This is a genomic window from Nocardia sp. NBC_01388 (assembly GCF_045040085.1).
In the GTDB taxonomy this organism is placed as follows: domain Bacteria; phylum Actinomycetota; class Actinomycetes; order Mycobacteriales; family Mycobacteriaceae; genus Nocardia.
Window position 1 is genome coordinate 5,885,455 of record NZ_CP109553.1, and the last position, 15,571, is coordinate 5,901,025.

At 66.9% G+C, this 15,571-nt stretch carries 12 protein-coding genes; 2 read left to right on the forward strand and 10 right to left on the reverse strand.

Features of this window, described 5'->3' with window-relative positions; translation table 11 throughout:
• Window positions 1-3: 3 nt before the first annotated feature.
• The 5 genes from OG716_RS28450 to purF form a co-directional block, all read right to left on the reverse strand.
• Window positions 4-1,686 carry an ABC transporter ATP-binding protein gene (locus OG716_RS28450; protein ID WP_405133673.1) on the reverse strand — a complete coding sequence of 561 codons (1,683 nt, stop codon included), beginning with the start codon at window positions 1,684-1,686 and terminating at the stop codon, window positions 4-6.
• Window positions 1,676-2,617, reverse strand: a complete 942-nt coding sequence (locus OG716_RS28455) for an ABC transporter permease (protein WP_405139957.1) — start codon at window positions 2,615-2,617, stop codon at window positions 1,676-1,678. The genes OG716_RS28450 and OG716_RS28455 overlap by 11 nt, the downstream gene beginning before the upstream one ends.
• 92 nt (window positions 2,618-2,709) lie before the next feature.
• Entirely contained in the window at window positions 2,710-3,732 is a 1,023-nt protein-coding gene (locus OG716_RS28460) for an ABC transporter permease (protein ID WP_405139959.1), read from the reverse strand.
• Window positions 3,732-5,321, reverse strand: coding sequence for an ABC transporter substrate-binding protein (locus tag OG716_RS28465; RefSeq protein WP_405133674.1), 1,590 nt, complete (start codon window positions 5,319-5,321; stop codon window positions 3,732-3,734). The genes OG716_RS28460 and OG716_RS28465 overlap by 1 nt, the downstream gene beginning before the upstream one ends.
• Before the next feature lie 300 nt (window positions 5,322-5,621).
• Window positions 5,622-7,187 (reverse strand): amidophosphoribosyltransferase, encoded by a 1,566-nt coding sequence (purF, locus tag OG716_RS28470; protein ID WP_405133675.1) that lies wholly within the window; start codon window positions 7,185-7,187, stop codon window positions 5,622-5,624.
• Window positions 7,188-7,302: 115 nt separating this feature from the next.
• Here purF and OG716_RS28475 point away from each other — a divergent pair, with 115 nt between their 5' ends.
• Window positions 7,303-8,631: a YhgE/Pip domain-containing protein gene (locus OG716_RS28475; protein WP_405133676.1), complete on the forward strand. Its 1,329-nt coding sequence runs from the start codon at window positions 7,303-7,305 to the stop codon at window positions 8,629-8,631.
• A gap of 4 nt (window positions 8,632-8,635) precedes the next feature.
• On the opposite strand, the gene OG716_RS28480 is transcribed toward OG716_RS28475, so the two are convergent.
• The 3 genes from OG716_RS28480 to OG716_RS28490 form a co-directional block, all read right to left on the reverse strand.
• On the reverse strand, window positions 8,636-9,022 hold the full coding sequence (locus tag OG716_RS28480; RefSeq protein WP_355124051.1) for a sterol carrier family protein: 387 nt from the start codon (window positions 9,020-9,022) through the stop codon (window positions 8,636-8,638).
• 582 nt (window positions 9,023-9,604) lie between these two features.
• Window positions 9,605-10,300, reverse strand: a complete 696-nt coding sequence (locus OG716_RS28485; RefSeq protein WP_405133677.1) for a CPBP family intramembrane glutamic endopeptidase — start codon at window positions 10,298-10,300, stop codon at window positions 9,605-9,607.
• Between the two features lie 2 nt (window positions 10,301-10,302).
• A complete protein-coding gene (locus tag OG716_RS28490) occupies window positions 10,303-12,072 on the reverse strand; it encodes an alpha/beta hydrolase (RefSeq protein ID WP_405133678.1) in 1,770 nt (589 codons plus the stop codon).
• Between the two features lie 144 nt (window positions 12,073-12,216).
• Here OG716_RS28490 and OG716_RS28495 point away from each other — a divergent pair, with 144 nt between their 5' ends.
• Complete coding sequence (locus tag OG716_RS28495; RefSeq protein ID WP_405133679.1) at window positions 12,217-12,507, forward strand: YiaA/YiaB family inner membrane protein; 291 nt, start codon at window positions 12,217-12,219, stop codon at window positions 12,505-12,507.
• Here the strand turns inward: OG716_RS28495 and OG716_RS28500 are convergent.
• On the reverse strand, window positions 12,491-12,850 hold the full coding sequence (locus OG716_RS28500) for a DUF3145 family protein (RefSeq protein WP_405139961.1): 360 nt from the start codon (window positions 12,848-12,850) through the stop codon (window positions 12,491-12,493). The two genes, OG716_RS28495 and OG716_RS28500, sit on opposite strands and share 17 nt — an antisense overlap.
• A gap of 146 nt (window positions 12,851-12,996) precedes the next feature.
• Window positions 12,997-15,291: a phosphoribosylformylglycinamidine synthase subunit PurL gene (gene purL, locus OG716_RS28505; protein WP_405133680.1), complete on the reverse strand. Its 2,295-nt coding sequence runs from the start codon at window positions 15,289-15,291 to the stop codon at window positions 12,997-12,999.
• Window positions 15,292-15,571: the final 280 nt, after the last annotated feature.

The following is a 15,571-nucleotide window of genomic DNA, read 5'->3' on the forward strand; positions in this document are numbered from 1 at the left end:
ACCTTACGAGATCAGTTGGCGCCTTTCGGCGCGGCGGCAGCGCTGTTCGACCGGGTCCGGGACGGGGACCGCGGCGACCAGGCGGCGGGTGTAGTCGTGGGCGGGGTGGCGGAGGATTTGGTCGCGATTGCCTTGTTCGACTATTTCGCCGTGGTTGAGGACGGCTATGCGGTCGGCCAGTTGGTCTACTACGGCGAGGTCGTGGCTGATGAAGAGGCAGGCCCAGCCGTGTTCGCGCTGGAGGGCGGCGAAGAGGGCCAGGACGGTGGCTTGGACGGAGACGTCGAGGGCGCTGGTGGGTTCGTCGGCGATGAGCAGGTCGGGGTTGAGGACCAGGGCCCGGGCGAGGCTGACGCGCTGGCGCTGGCCGCCGGACAATTCGTGCGGGTAGCGCTGTGCGGTGCCGGCGGGGAGTTGGACGTCGTCGAGGAGTTGGCAGACCCGGTCGCGCAGGGCCGCGCCCTTGGCGGCGCGATGCACGATCAAGGGTTCGGCCACGCAGTCGCCGACGGTGAGGCGGGGGTTCAGGGAGGTTGCCGGATCTTGGAAGACGAATCCCAATCTGCGGCGCAGGGGTCGGAGGCGGCGCTCCGACAGTCCGGTCAGTTCGGAACCGAGAACGCGCACCGATCCGGCCGAGGCGCGCTGCAGTCCGGCGACGCAGCGGCCGATAGTCGATTTGCCGGAACCGGATTCGCCGACCAGGCCGAGGGTTTCGCCCGGGGCGATGGTGAGGCTCACGCCGCGCACCGCCTGAAATGCGGGCCGCCCCAGGCCACTCGGGAACTCGACACGCAGATCGCTGATCTCGAGAACGGCCTCCGGCGCGGGGTCGGTTGCCGCGCCGTCGATCGCGTCCGGCCGGGTCGATGCCCCGAGGTGCGGGACGGCCGCGAGCAGCGCCCGGGTGTATTCGTGGGCGGGATGCGCGAAAAGGTCGTCCACCGTGGCTGTTTCGACAACACGCCCGGCGCGCATGACGACTACGCGATCGGCGAGGTCGGCGACGACGCCCATATTGTGGGTGATGAGGACGATGGCACTGCCGATACGATCGCGCAGATCCCGCAGCAGTTCCAGGATTTCGGCCTGCACCGTCACATCGAGCGCGGTGGTCGGCTCATCGGCGATGATCACCTTGGGTTCGCAGGCGATGGCGATGGCGATCATGACGCGCTGCTTCTGCCCGCCGGAGAGTTGATGCGGGTAGTAGTCGACGCGCCGTTCCGGTTCGGGCAGGCCGACCAGCCGGAGCAGATCGGTGGCGCGGGTGCGGGCGGCTATCCGGGTCATGCGCCGGTGCGCGCGAAGGGCTTCCATGATCTGGTAGCCGACGGTGAAGAGGGCGTCCAGGGCCGAGCCAGGTTCCTGGAAGATCATCGCGATATCGCCGCCGCGCACCGCGGTGAGCTGCCGTTCGGTCATGGCGGTGATCTCGGCGCTGCCGAGGGTGATGTGCCCCCGCACCCGCGCGGAGGCGGGCAGCAGGCCCATGGCGGTGCGGGAGCTCACCGATTTGCCGGAGCCGGATTCGCCGACCACGGCGAGCACCTCGCCCGGGAACACCTCGTAGGAGACCTCGCTGACCGCGAACACGGGTCCGGCATCGGTGGCGAAGGTGACCGACAGGGCATCGACAGACAGTGCGGGCCCGCCTGTTTCGCGGTTCTCGGCTTTACCCGGCATCGGTGGCCTCCTCGGTGTCAGATGCGATATCGGTGCCGGCGTCCGCCGCGAGGTCGCCGGCCTCCACGCCGCGCCGGGTGCGCAGCAGCGGGTTGAATACTTCGTTGAGGCTCTCCCCCACCAGGGTCATGCCCAGCACCACGGTGACAATGGCCGCGCCCGGGAAGACGCCGGTCCACCAGATGCCGTCGGGCACATCGGAAAGCGCCTTGTTGAGATCGAAACCCCACTCCGCCGCCTGGGTCGGTTCGATGCCGAAGCCGAGGAAGCCGAGTCCCGCCAGGGTGAGAATGGCCTCCGCGCCATTGAGCGTGATGATCACCGGCAGCGACTGCGTGACATTGGCGAGGATGTGCCGGAACAGGATTCGCGTGGTGGACGCCCCGCTCACCCGCGCCGCGTCCACGTACGGTTCGTTCTTCACCGCCACCGTCGCATTGCGCACCACCCGGAAGTACTGCGGAATGAAGATGACGGTGATGGCCACCGCCGCGGACAGCACGCCGCCGAGCTTGCTGGAGCTGCCGCCCGACACCACGATGGACACCACGATGGCCAGCAGCAGTGTCGGGAAGCCGTACATGGCGTCCATGAACAGCACCAGCACCCGGTCCAGCCAGCGCCCGGCATAACCCGACACCAAACCCAGTGGGACACCGGTCAACAGCGACAGCAGCAGCGATACCGCGATCACGTAGAGCGCGGTGCGGGCGCCGAAGACCACGCGGGAGAACACATCCTCGCCGCGCACCGAGGTGCCGAACCAGTGCTGCGCCGACGGCGCCTGCTGCCGGACGAAATCCACGCCGTCGGCATGGTTCTGGGCGAATCCGTATGGCGCGATGAGCGGTGCGAACACCGCGCAGATCAGGAATACCGCGATCAGGAAGAGCCCGCAAAGCAGTGTGGCCCGCTGCAATCCGTGCGTCATGGCCAGTAGCCGCACCCCCGGCAGGCCGCGCCGCTTGCCCCTCACTGCGAGCGGCGCGACTGCCGGTTCGGTCACTACTTCAGGTGCTGTCATCAGAACCTCACCCTCGGGTCGATCAAGGCGATGATCACGTCGATGACGAAGCTCATGACCGCGACCACCAGTGCTATGAAGGCGACAATCCCCTGCACCGCAATGAAATCGCGGGCCGTGAGCAGCTCGGTGAGCTGATACCCGAGCCCCTTCCATTCGAAGGTTCGCTCGGTGAGCACCGCACCGCCGAGCATGGTGGCGATGTACATGCCCATGACGGTGACAATGGGAATCAGCGCATTGCGGAAGGCATGTCGCCGCGTCACCACCCGGGCGGACAGGCCGCGGGCGCGGGCGGCGTCCACGTAATCACTGCGCAGGGTCTGGATCAGGTTGATCCGCACCAGTCGAAGAAAGACGCCCGCCGTGAGCAGTCCGAGCGAAAAGGCCGGGAGCACGGTGTGTTTCAGCACATCGCCGAGATATCCCATGTCCCCGTACAGGATTGCGTCGACGAACAGAATATTCGTCTTCGGCGAGACGTGCTGCAGCGCCAGTTCCACATTGGTGCCGGCCCGCCCGGACACCGGCAGCCAGCCCAGTTTCACCGAGAACAGCAGTTTCAGCAGCAATCCCACGAAGAACACCGGTGCGGCGTAGGCCAGGATGGCGAACAGCCGCAGCCCCGCGTCGGCGGCGGTATCACGGTGGGTGGCCGCGTACCGGCCCAGCGGCACACCGATGGCGAAGGCCACCAGCAGCGACCAGAACACCAGCTCCAGGGTGGCGGCCCCATAGGTGGTGATGATGTCGCTGACAGCCCGATTGTCCTGGGAGCGGCCGAAATCCCCGCGCGCCAGGCCCGAGATGTAGTCCCAGTACTGGCTCAGGATCGGCCGGTCCAGGCCCGCATCGTGCTTGCGCTGGGCGAGCTGGTCGGGTGGCAGCCGACCGCCCAGCGCCGCCGTGATCGGATCGCCCACCACCCGCATCAGGAAGAACACGACGGTCACCAGAATCCAGGCGGTGGGCACGATCAGCAGCAATCGCACCCCGAGGTAGCGCAGCAGGCGCGCGGAGATCACTTGCTCAGCACACCGAAGCGGAACTTGGAGGAGGGATCGAGCGTCTTGTCCACCCCCTGCACACTCTTACCCGCGACCGCGATCTGATTACCGGTGAGCAGCGGCACGATGGGCATGAAATCGGCCATCAGATCGTGCTGAATGCTCGCGAGCACCGCCGCTCGCTTCGCCGGATCGGCCTCGGTCACTTCGGCTTTCAGCTCATCGGTGATCTTGGGATCGGTGAAGTGGTTCTGCAGGAAATTGTCCGCGGTGAAGAACGGGGTCAGGTAGTCGTCGGCATCCGGGAAATCCGGGAACCAGCCGAACTGGAAGATCGGATATCCGTCGGTGGAGCGCGCCTTCTGGTACGAAACCCATTCGGTGGATTGCAGATTCACCTTGAACAGCCCGGTCGACTCCAACTGGCTCTTGATGGCCGCGTATTCCTCGGAGCTGGTGGAGCCGTAATGGTCGGTGTTGTACTGGATGTTCAGCGTCACCGGTGTGGCCACTCCGGCATCGGCCAGGAGTTTGGTGGCAGCATCCTTGTTCGGCTTGGCGCCGTAGATATCCTTGAATGCCTCGGTCGCGCCCGGAAGCCCCTGCGGCACCGGTGAATACAGCGGCGTCCAGGTGCCCTTGAAGACATCGGCGGACAGCGCGTCGCGGTCGACGGACGTGGCGACGGCCTTGCGCACGGCCAGCTTCTGCGCGGGAGTGCCCCCGGGCTGGGTATTGAGATTGAACACGATGTAGCGGGTGTCGCCGCCGGGCGACTGATGCACCGTCACCTTGTCGCTATTGCGCAGGGAATCGATATCGGTGGGCGTGAGCGTATGCCATGCCACATCCACATTGCCCTGCTGCACATCGAGTTTCAGATTGGCGGCCTCGGCGTAGTACTTCACCGTCACGGTATCTGTCTTCGGTTTGCCGAACAGCCCGTTGTAATCCGGATTGGACTGGTAAGACACCAGCTTGTTCTTGTCGTAGCTGGCGATGGTGTACGGACCGGAGAAGGGTTTGGCCTTCACGATGTCCTCGTCGGCGAGCACCTTGTCGGCGGGGAAGACCTTCTCGTCGACGATGGCCGCGGCCTGCGTCGGCAGAATCGCCGGGAAGGTCTGATCATTCGCGTTCTTCAGCGTGAAGGCGACGGTCTTGTCGTCCGGGGCGTCGGTGTGGTCCAGGCCGACCAGCAACGCGGACGGGCCCTGCGGGTTCTTGATGCCCACCATCCGGTCGAAGGAGAACTTCACGCTCTTCGCGGTGAGCGGATCGCCATTGGCGAACTTCAGCCCCGGCTTGAGCGTGCAGGTGTAGACGGTCGGTGTGGTGAATTCGCATTTGTCGGCCGCGTCGGGTTTCGGCGCCGCTTCTCCCGCGGGGAAATTCAGCAGGAACTGGTACACCTGGGTCTCGGCCAGCAGTGACCCGTTGTCATAGGCCATGGCCGGGTCCAGCGAGGTGACCTTATCGGTGGTGCCGACCACCAGGCCCGCTCCCCCGCCACCGCCGTCCCCGGTCTTTCCCGACCCGCAGCCGGCGATGGCCAGCACCGTGAGTCCCGCAACCCCTGCTGCCGCAACTCTTTTCCCGCGCATACTGCCCCACTCTCGAAACGCGCGACGCACGGGCCGGGTCGCGGCCCCGCCGCATCGCGGTGGACTTCGTTTGGCTGGGCACAGTATCGGCTGGTTATAACCGCCGTGTTGCGTTTCCGGACAAACCGATCATTTTTATGTCACGTGCGCGACGACGCCCATGGCGCAACTACGCCAAGGGATTTCGGCACACCCATGACTACCTGCGGCGATGCCTACGACCTCGAAATGATCCACACAGACCCCGAAAACGACCCGTGCCCGCCCGCAGGATGCGGACGGGCACGGATCGGGACAGTTCTACGGGCGGCTGAGTGCGCTCGCATTCGCATTGTCGGCCAACAGGTCCGACTCCTTGGCGCCGCTGAGGACGCTTTCCAGCACGTTCTTGCCCAGCGCCATCTCGGTCGGCAGCGCGATCGGGTACTCACCGTCGAAGCAGGCGCAGCACAGTCGTGACCGCGGCTGTTCGGTGGCGGCGACCATGCTCTCCAGCGAGATGTAGCCGAGGGTGTCGGCGCCGATGGAGCGGCGCACACCCTCCACCATATCGGCGATGCTGGTGCCCTCGATGCCGTCCGGCCCGGCCCCGTTGGCGACCAACTCCGCACGCGAGGCGAAGTCGATGCCGTAGAAGCACGGCCACTTGACCGGCGGCGAGGCGATGCGGACGTGGATCTCCAGCGCGCCCGCCTCCCGCAGCATCCGGATCAGCGCGCGCTGCGTATTGCCGCGCACGATGGAATCGTCGACCACGATGAGCCGCTTACCGCGGATCACCTCGCGCAGCGGATTCAGCTTGAGCCGGATACCGAGCTGGCGAATGGTCTGGCTGGGCTGGATGAAGGTGCGGCCCACATAGGCGTTCTTCATCAGGCCCTGCCCGTACGGCACACCCGAACCCTGGGCGTAACCGACGGCGGCCGGGGTGCCCGATTCGGGGACCGGGATGACCAGATCGCCTTCGACGGGATGTTCGATGGCCAGGCGGCGGCCGATATCCACACGCGTGGCATGCACGGAACGACCGGAAATGGTGCTGTCCGGGCGGGCCAGGTACACGAATTCGAAGACGCAGCCCTTGGGCGTCGGGTTGGCGAAGCGCAGTGAACGGACCCCGTCGGCATCGATCGCCAGCAGTTCGCCGGGCTCGATCTCCCGGACGAAGGAGGCGCCGACGATATCGAGCGCCGCGGTTTCACTGGCGACCACCCAGCCACGATCCAGGCGGCCGAGGCAGAGCGGGCGCACACCGTGCGGATCACGCGCGGCATAGAGGGTGTGCTCATCCATGAAGGTGAGGCAGAAGGCGCCCTCGAGCGTGGGTAGTAGCTCCATCGCAGCCTGCTCGATGGACTTGTCCGCGGCGGCGTGCGCGAGCAGCGCGGTGATCACATCCGAATCGGAGGTGGCCGCGATCGGACCGGCGAGCCGGCCACTGATCAGACCGAGTTCCCGTGCACGCGAACCCAATTCGGCGGTATTGACGAGATTTCCATTGTGGCCCAGCGCAATTCCGGTACCCACCGTGGTGGTGCGGAAGATGGGCTGGGCGTTCTCCCAGCTCGTGGAGCCGGTGGTGGAATAACGACAATGCCCGACCGCGACGTGGCCGGGCATTGCAGCGAGAGTCTGTTCATCGAAGACCTGGCTCACCAGGCCCAGATCCTTGAATACCAGCACCTGGGAACCGTCGGAGACGGCGATACCGGCTGCCTCCTGGCCGCGATGCTGCAGCGCATAGAGTCCGTAGTAAGTGAGCTTGGCCACATCCTCGCCCGGGGCCCAGACACCGAAAACTCCACACTCTTCGCGGGGTTCGTTTTCGGGCTGATCGGGGGTGGTGGCAGCGGGGGGCAGGGTCACCGTGTTTGCTCCCTGTTCGACGGGCGGGGGGCAAGGCCCATAGTACTGGTAACCGGCGCGCAACCCACCGCTGGGATAACCCCGATGGCAGGGGATTTGCTGTTAGCGTTCCTCCGTGGCGAGCACCGACACTTCGGAATCGAGTACGACTCCCCGGCGTCTGACCCCTTTCAGGTGGGCATTCCCGATTGTGGTGGTCACGCTGCTGGCCTCGCTGCTGGGTGTGATGTATCTCGATTACATCGTCGATCCCGAGAAGAACCTGCACGATTTCCCGATCGCACTGGTGAATCAGGACGTCGGCGACGATCTCAGCACGGGTGGTCCGGTCAAGCACGTCAACTTCGGTGATCAGGTCACCGACGGCCTGCGCACGGCGGTGCCCGCGGACAAGATCGATCTGCGGGTGCTCGGCATCAACGAGGCGCAGCTGCAGATGCAGTCGGCACAGGTGTACGGCACCATCATCATTCCGAGTGACTTCTCCAAGCGGCTCGGCATTCTCGGGGTGGGCAGCGTTGTCCCCGGGGACATCACGCGCCCGGTCATCACCCTGCAGACCAATCCGCGCACCGGCGCCTTCGGCACCACCATCGTGCAGAAGTTCGGCGCGCAAGCGCTCACGCAGGTGAACGCGCAGGTCGGGCAGCAGCTGACCGATCAGGTGAAGACGACGCTGACGCCCCCGCCGGGCGGTCCGCCCGCGCCGCAGCTGACGGCGGCCACGATGATCACGCTGGCGCAGCCGCTGAATATCGTGGTCGACCAATTCCGGCCGCTGCCAGGCGGTTCCGGTGAAGGTCTGACCGCGTTCTTCTACAGCCTGCTCCTGCTGCTGGCCGGCATGGTCGGCGCGATGATCATCCATCAGCTCATCGATTCGGCCCTCGGCTTCATTCCGACGGAATGGGGTCCGTGGTACGTGCACAATTCGCGCGCACCGATTTCCCGGACGCGCACGCTGCTGTTGAAGTGGTCGGCGGTGGTGGTGATGGCGGTCGCGGTATCGGCCGCGCTGCTCGGCATCGGGTCCGCGCTGGGCATGCCGATCGATCGGCCGCTGCTGCTTTTCCTCTACGGCGCGTTCGTGATCACCGCGGTCGGGGTCACCTGCACCTCGGTGCTCGCGGCGGTGGGCACCGCCGGCCTGATCATCAATCTGATCATCTTCATCATTCTGGGGCTGCCTTCCTCGGGCGGCACGGTGCCGATCGAGGCGACGCCGAAGTATTTCGGCTGGCTGGCGAGTTTCGAACCCATGCACCAGGTGTTCCTGGGGACGCGGTCGATTCTGTATTTCTCCGGCGGCGGCACGGCCGGACTGTCGCGGGGCCTGTGGATGTCCACACTGGGCCTGGCCATCGGTCTCGTGCTGGGCCTGGTGATCACCCGCTTCTACGACCGCAGGGGTTTGGATCGCAAGCCGGCCGGCGCTGTCGCATAGGCAGTCAGAATTGGGCGATGGGCAACCAGCGCGCCACATCGGCGGCGCGCGAACCGGATGCGGTGAGCGCACCCGATTCGACCGCGGCGTCGAAATCCAGCAGTCCGGTCGCGAGCAGCAGCCAGGTGCGCGGATCGGTTTCGACGACATTCGGCGGTGTGCCCCGGGTATGCCGCAATCCCTCGATGCACTGCACCGCGACGAAGGGCGGCACCCGCACCTCGACGGCCCCGCCCGGTGCGTCGGCGGCCAGCGATCGGGCGGTGCCGCGCACGGCCGCGGCCAGCTCGGCGCGCGCGGGGGCCGGAGTCGTCTCGTCGCGCAGCCACTCCCGCACCGCGAGCAGCGCCGCGCGCACTGCCGCCGGATCCACCGCACCTCGTCCTGCCATGCCGGTGAGGCTACCGCCGAGGTCTGTCACCTGGCCCGCGCCGGTGCCCGGTACCTTGGCGATCGTGTGTGCGCACGGCCGTCCCGGATCGGGTCCGCCGAGCCGGTGCCACGAACAGCATGGTCGGTCGACTACTTCGAGCGGGGAATGATGGTGTGATGGAGCAGCTTCCGCTGATCGCGACCACCGACTCCGAGGCACCGCGACGCGATCGCGGACTGATCCTCGCGTGCTGGTCGGTCTCCATGGTGCTATGGCTGATCGCGCTCGTGATCTACCCCACGGTCACCTCGGATCTGCGGACGCCCAGCACGCGAGTGATGCTGGGCGCGGCCCTCGTACTCTGCCTCGCCAATGCCGCACTGCTCTACACGCGGCCGCTGCCGATTCCGGTATTCCTGCTCGCCGGGCTGGGCGGTATCGGCGCGAGCGCCGCCAGCATGAAGGTGGCGACCCAGCATCGCTGCTGCGATGTGGTGTGGCGGACCATGCGCGGCTTTCCGTACCCGTTCCGCGAGAACATCCGGCGGTCCTGGGACCCGAGCCGGCTGACCACCAAATTCGAACCGGTGGGCACCGTGCTCAATGTGATCGTGTGGGCGTATCTGCTACTGCTGCTCGCGGTCGCGCTCCGGCCGGTGGTGGCGTGGCTGTGGCAACGCGGCGGGCGGCCACTGGTGTCAGGGCTCCGCCGGCATTCAACGCTAGGTGCAGCAGAGCCGGGGCGGTAGCGCTGGCGGTGCGGCGGTAGAGCCGGTCCAGCACCAGGCCCGCCAGGGTCGTGACGGCGACCGTTCCGGGAGCGGGGTCACCGGCGGCGCGCGCGGGCCGGATATGCGAGAGGCCGAATGTCAGTGCGCCCAGCAGGGTTCCGCGATTGCCGAAGGTTTCCTCGAGCAGCGGGGTGAGGGTAGCCCGGTAGACGAGCTCCTCGCTCAGGACGGTGCCGACGGGGATGTGCACACCCGCCCACTCCGCTGTGGAGACCTCGGGCCCACGGTCGGCGAGTTCGGCGAAGTGCCGCCGAATGTCCGGAATGGCAAGTGCTGCAACGTAACCTGAGAGCACCATGCCGGCGGTGGCCGCCCCGATGCGGCGGCCGTGGGATGAGGTCCAATTCGGATTGCCCTGGAACACAAGGGCATAGCCGGTCGCGAAGGCGGTGTTCGCGGCTGTGCGGCCGCGAATGCCCAGGCGTAGCGCGGGCAGCGCGCGATTGCTCCACAGCAGCGGAAGCGCCACTGCGGCTGCGGCTTTCGAGATCACGGCGGCGCGCACGGCTACTTGATCACCCGCTCGTAGTCTTCGGCCAGTTCGATCTGAGTGCGGATCTTCTCGCGCAGCTCCGGCGTCCACTCCGGCGGGGCGGCGACGGCGGCCCAGCCGTCCAGCACCAGGGAACCGTAATTGTGCCCGTGGCCGTCGCTGACACCCTGTGCGTTGGTGAGGTCGGCGGCGACCTGCCAGAACGTCACCACGGGCGACCAGCGCATCTGCGGGGAGACGTCGGAGCCGCGTGGCTCGGAGAGCCAATCCGGTTGGGAGAAAAGCAGATCCGGCGACCACCAGACGATGGGGTCGGACGGGTGCATGAGATAGGCGATGCGCGGTCTTCGCCAATCGGGCGAGGGTTTGTCCAGATCGGTTGCGGTGGCGGCGAACCGCACCACCAGGCCGTCCGCGTAGACCGGATCCACCTCGCGGGTGCCGGGATCGCGGCGGGAGACGAACTGCTGCCACAGCCGATTCGAATTGGGCGGGCCCACCCACAGCGCGCCGTCCACCTTGGAGCGCAGATCGGCCAGACCGTCGAAAGCGGCTTCGGAGCCCTGCGAACCCAGGCTCTCGCCGTAGACCAGCAGTTTCGGCCGGGCGTTCGGCGGGCGCGCCGACCACACCCGGTAGACCGCGTCGAACATCTTCTTGCCCGCGATCGCCACCTTCTGCCGGTCCGCCAGGAAGGACAGCACACTCGGCAGATACGAGTACTGCGAGGCGAGAATGGCGGTGTCGCCGCCGTACATGTACTCGAGCGCTGCGGCGCTCATGGAGTTCACCCAGCCGGTGCCGGTGGTCGTGGTGATGACCAGCACCTTGCGGTCGAAGGCCCCCGTACGCTGCAGTTCGGCGACGGCCAGGTCCTCCTCGGTGGTGGCCGCGGGCGCGGACTGCAGGCCCACGTACACCCGAATGGGCTGGCGCGCGGGCTTTCCGGTGACCGCGCTGATCAGCATGGGGTCGGGTCCGTGCGAGACGAACCAGCGGCCCTCGAAACCGAGGGTCTCCCATTTGGCCAATGATTGCGGGCTGCCCGAGCGTTCCGGCAGGGTGGGTTGCACCGCGAACTGGGTCGTCTGGTTGTTGCGCACGCTGAACGCCGAGTTGGCGACCGCGAAGAAGGCGCGGCTGGCGACACCGTTGAAGAGCGTGACGATGAGGATCGTCAGCAGCAGTACACCGGTGGCCGGTGCCAGCTTGGGCGGCACCCGCACCCAGCGGCTGAGCTGACGAGCGATGAACCGCACCAGTTCTCGCAGGGTGCGGAACACCGCCACCACGAGCGCGCCGACGGCGAAGCTGAGTCCGCCGGTGCGCAGATAGGCGGCGCGGGTGGTGCCCTCCATATCCATCAGGCCGGTGATCTCGCGCTGCCAGTCCGCGGACAGCACCAGCATGTAGGCGGCCACCAGGGCGCAGGTCAGCACCACCGCGACCTTCAGCACGTAGCGCACCCACTCGGGCGGGCCGCCGATCGTCAGCCGGGGCCGAATCCACTTGCGGAACAACCACTGCAGCACACAGCCGACCCCGTAGCCGAGCGCCGCGTTCACACCGGAGATGAGACCCTGGAAGAGCCAGTCGCGAGGCAGCAGCGACGGCGTGACCGACAGGGCGAAGAAGACGGTGGCGACCACCAGGCCGGTGTGATTGAGATCGACGACGTCCTCGGCGCGCTTGGCCACCACCGCAATCCGGCGTCCCCAGCCACGACGGGCCAACGCGGCGCCACGAGCGCGCAGCCGCGTCAGAACCTGGGCGGGGTCGAACACCCGTCAAGTATGGAGGGCGGCGCGCGGAATCCGGGGATGCTCGGGTGTGAGCGGCACCATGATCACGGCGTGTCGAGACTACCCATCGCACTCGAGTAGTAGTACGCGGTCGTGCCGCGGCCCCGGTCAGCAGACTCACACAGCATGAGCACCACCAGCGCACAGACCAAGAGCACCAACGCCTTTCTGGCCCAGGCTGCCATCGCGTTCGGAATCAGCTTCTCCGCCAACACCATCGGCATCGTCTACCTGCCCCTGGACATCTGGCAGCGCGGATTCCTCCTGATGACCACGCTTTTCCTGGTGAGCAGCTGCTTCACCCTCGCGAAAGTGGTCCGCGACCAACACGAATCCTCGAAGGTGCACAGCCGCATCGACGAAGCCCGCCTGGAAAAGCTGATGGCAGAACACGACCCGTTCAAAGTCGTCGGTTAGCCAAACTCTCGGGAGCTCGCGGCTCCACCTCCCTGCGCCGGGGCCGCGCCCCCGAACCCCCACAGAACACACCCCGCCGAGGCCCGGTAGCACGAGGGGTCCGAGCCTGGCGGGGTGGTTGCTGCACGAGGCTGCCCGTCATCCAGGCACAGCCTTCGCTGGGTTCCTCGGTGACTTCGAAGGCGAGCACGGGCCAGTCACGCAATGCTCCAGCTAACCGACCGCCGGTACCGACCGGGCTGTACCAATCGGTGGTGGCCCGCAAATTCCCGGGGGCCGCCGGCTGCGCGGTCCAGCGCAGTTTGGCCGGGGCCTCGAGAGTCGAGGTGAGCGTCCATTCGATAACCTGTCATCCAGGCAAGCCACCCGTCATCCCGGCATGTTTTCGGCCGGGATCCACGCTGTTGCTGTAGATCCCGGCCAAATGCACGCAGGTATGACGGGGGAATCCCGCAGGACGCCGGGGCAAATCCCGGCGGACGGCGATTACTAGTGCTCGAAGTGGCCGAAGAGGGCGGGGAGGGTGCCTTCGAAGGCGGTGCGGAGTTCTTCCAGGGTCGCGGTGAACTGGCCCTGCACCTCGACCGAATCCGAGCCCTGGTCGACGACGCCGATGCGCACCCACGGGAGGTCGCGCGCGGAGCACATCTTGGTGAAGCGGGTCTCCTCCGAGCGCGGGACAGCGACCAGTACGCGCCCGGCGGATTCGGAGAAGAGGGTGACGAACGGGTCCTCGCCCTCGGGAACGATGATGCGGCAACCGGTTTCACCGGCCAGCGCGGCCTCGACGACGGACTGGATGAGCCCGCCCTCCGACAGATCGTGCGCGGCGCTGATCATGCCGTCGCGGCTGCCGGAGGTGAGGATCTCCGAAAGCAGCTGTTCGCGAGCGAAATCCACCTTGGGCGGCAGCCCGCCGAGGTGATCGTGCTCGACCTGCGCCCAGATGGAGCCGTCCAGCTCGTCGTGGGTCTCGCCGAGCAGAATCAGCGTCTCGCCGGGCTCCAGGCCCAGGCCGGTCGGGATGCGGCGGTGCACATCGTCGATGACGCCGAGCACGCCGACCACGGGGGTCGGCAGAATGGCGGTCTGGCCGGTCTGGTTGTAGAAGGACACATTGCCGCCGGTGACCGGAATGCCCAGCGCCACACAGCCGTCCGCGAGACCGCGCACGGCCTGCTGGAACTGCCACATGACGCCCGGATCCTCCGGCGAACCGAAGTTGAGGCAGTTGGTGACGGCCTTCGGGGTGGCGCCGGTGGTCGACACATTGCGGAAGGCCTCGGCCAGCGCCAGCTGTGCACCGGTGTACGGGTCCAGCTTGGTGTAGCGGCCCGAGGCGTCGGTGGCCAGCGCGATACCGCGGCCGGACTCCTCGTCGATGCGAATGACACCCGCATCGGCGTGCTCGGCCAGCACGGTGTTGCCGCGCACGTAGCGGTCGTACTGCTCGGTGATCCACTTGCGCGAGCACAGCTGCGGGCTGGCGATCATCTTCAGCAGGGTGGCGCGCAGTTCGTCGCCGGACTTCGGGCGGTTCAGCGCGGCAGTCGAATCCGCGTTGAGGGCGTCCTGATCGGCCGGGCGCTGCACGGGGCGCTCGTACACCGGGCCGTGGTGGGCGACGGTGCGCGGCGGCACATCCACCACAACCTCGCCGTGCCAGGTGATTTCGAGGTGCTCGCCGTCGGTGACCTCACCGATGACGGTGGCATTGGTCTCCCACTTCTTGCAGATCGCCATGAAGCGATCCACATTCTCCGGGGCGACCACGGCGCACATGCGCTCCTGCGATTCGCTCGAAAGAATCTCGGCGGGAGTCATATTGGCGGCGCGCAGCGGCACCTGATCCAGGTCGATGTGCATACCGCCGGAACCGGCCGCGGCCAGTTCGGAGGTGGCACAGGACAGGCCGGCGCCGCCGAGGTCCTGGATGCCGACGACCACGCCGGAGTGGTACAGCTCGAGACAGCACTCGATGAGCACCTTCTCGGTGAACGGGTCGCCGACCTGCACGCTCGGCAGTTTCTTACGGCCCGAACCGGATTCGTCACCGGAGAAGGTGTCCGAGGCGAGCACCGACACGCCGCCGATGCCGTCGAGGCCGGTGCGCGCGCCGAAAAGAATGATCTTGTTGCCCTCACCGGAGGCGAAGGCCAGCTTCAGGTCCTCGACCCGCATGACGCCCGCGCACAGCGCGTTCACGAGCGGATTGCCCTGGTAGGAAGCATCGAACACGGTCTCGCCGCCCACATTCGGCAGGCCCAGCGAATTGCCGTAACCGCCGACACCGCGCACCACACCGTCGACGACGCGCCGGGTGTCCGGGTGATCCGCCGCACCGAAACGCAGCTGATCCATGACCGCGATCGGGCGCGCGCCCATGGCCATGATGTCGCGGACGATGCCGCCGACACCGGTGGCCGCACCCTGATAGGGCTCCACGTACGAGGGGTGGTTGTGCGATTCCACCTTGAAGGTGACCGCCCAGCCGTCGCCGATATCCACCACACCGGCGTTCTCGCCGATCCCGGCGAGCATGGACTTGCGCATCTCCTCGGTGGTGGTCTCACCGAAGTAGCGCAGATGCACCTTCGAGGACTTGTACGAGCAGTGCTCGGACCACATCACCGAGTACATGGCCAGCTCGGCATCCGTGGGGCGGCGGCCCAGGATTTCCTTGATGCGGGCGTACTCGTCGTCCTTGAGGCCGAGTTCCTTATAGGGCTGCGGGCTGTCCGAGGTGGCCGCGGCGTTGCTGACGGTATCGACGTGGCTGGTCACGGGAATACCAGAGTCCTTTCGGCCGGGCAGGTGCAGTACCGAGAGCCCGTAGCTGGAAGTCGGCGAGAGATACCCCAGAGTCTAAGTGCCGGCAAATCCCCGCCTGAACCACCCTCCGCACCAACCCAAAGGTCGCGGCCGTCCCCTCTGAACGGAGTACACCCCCAAGACATCCGCCGCAAGGTCGCGGCCGTCCCGGTTCTGGACCGAGTGGAGCGGGGGAGCGCAGCGGAGGGAGGGAAGGACAGGGACCAGGGGCCGCGACCCCGCCGGAGCGGAG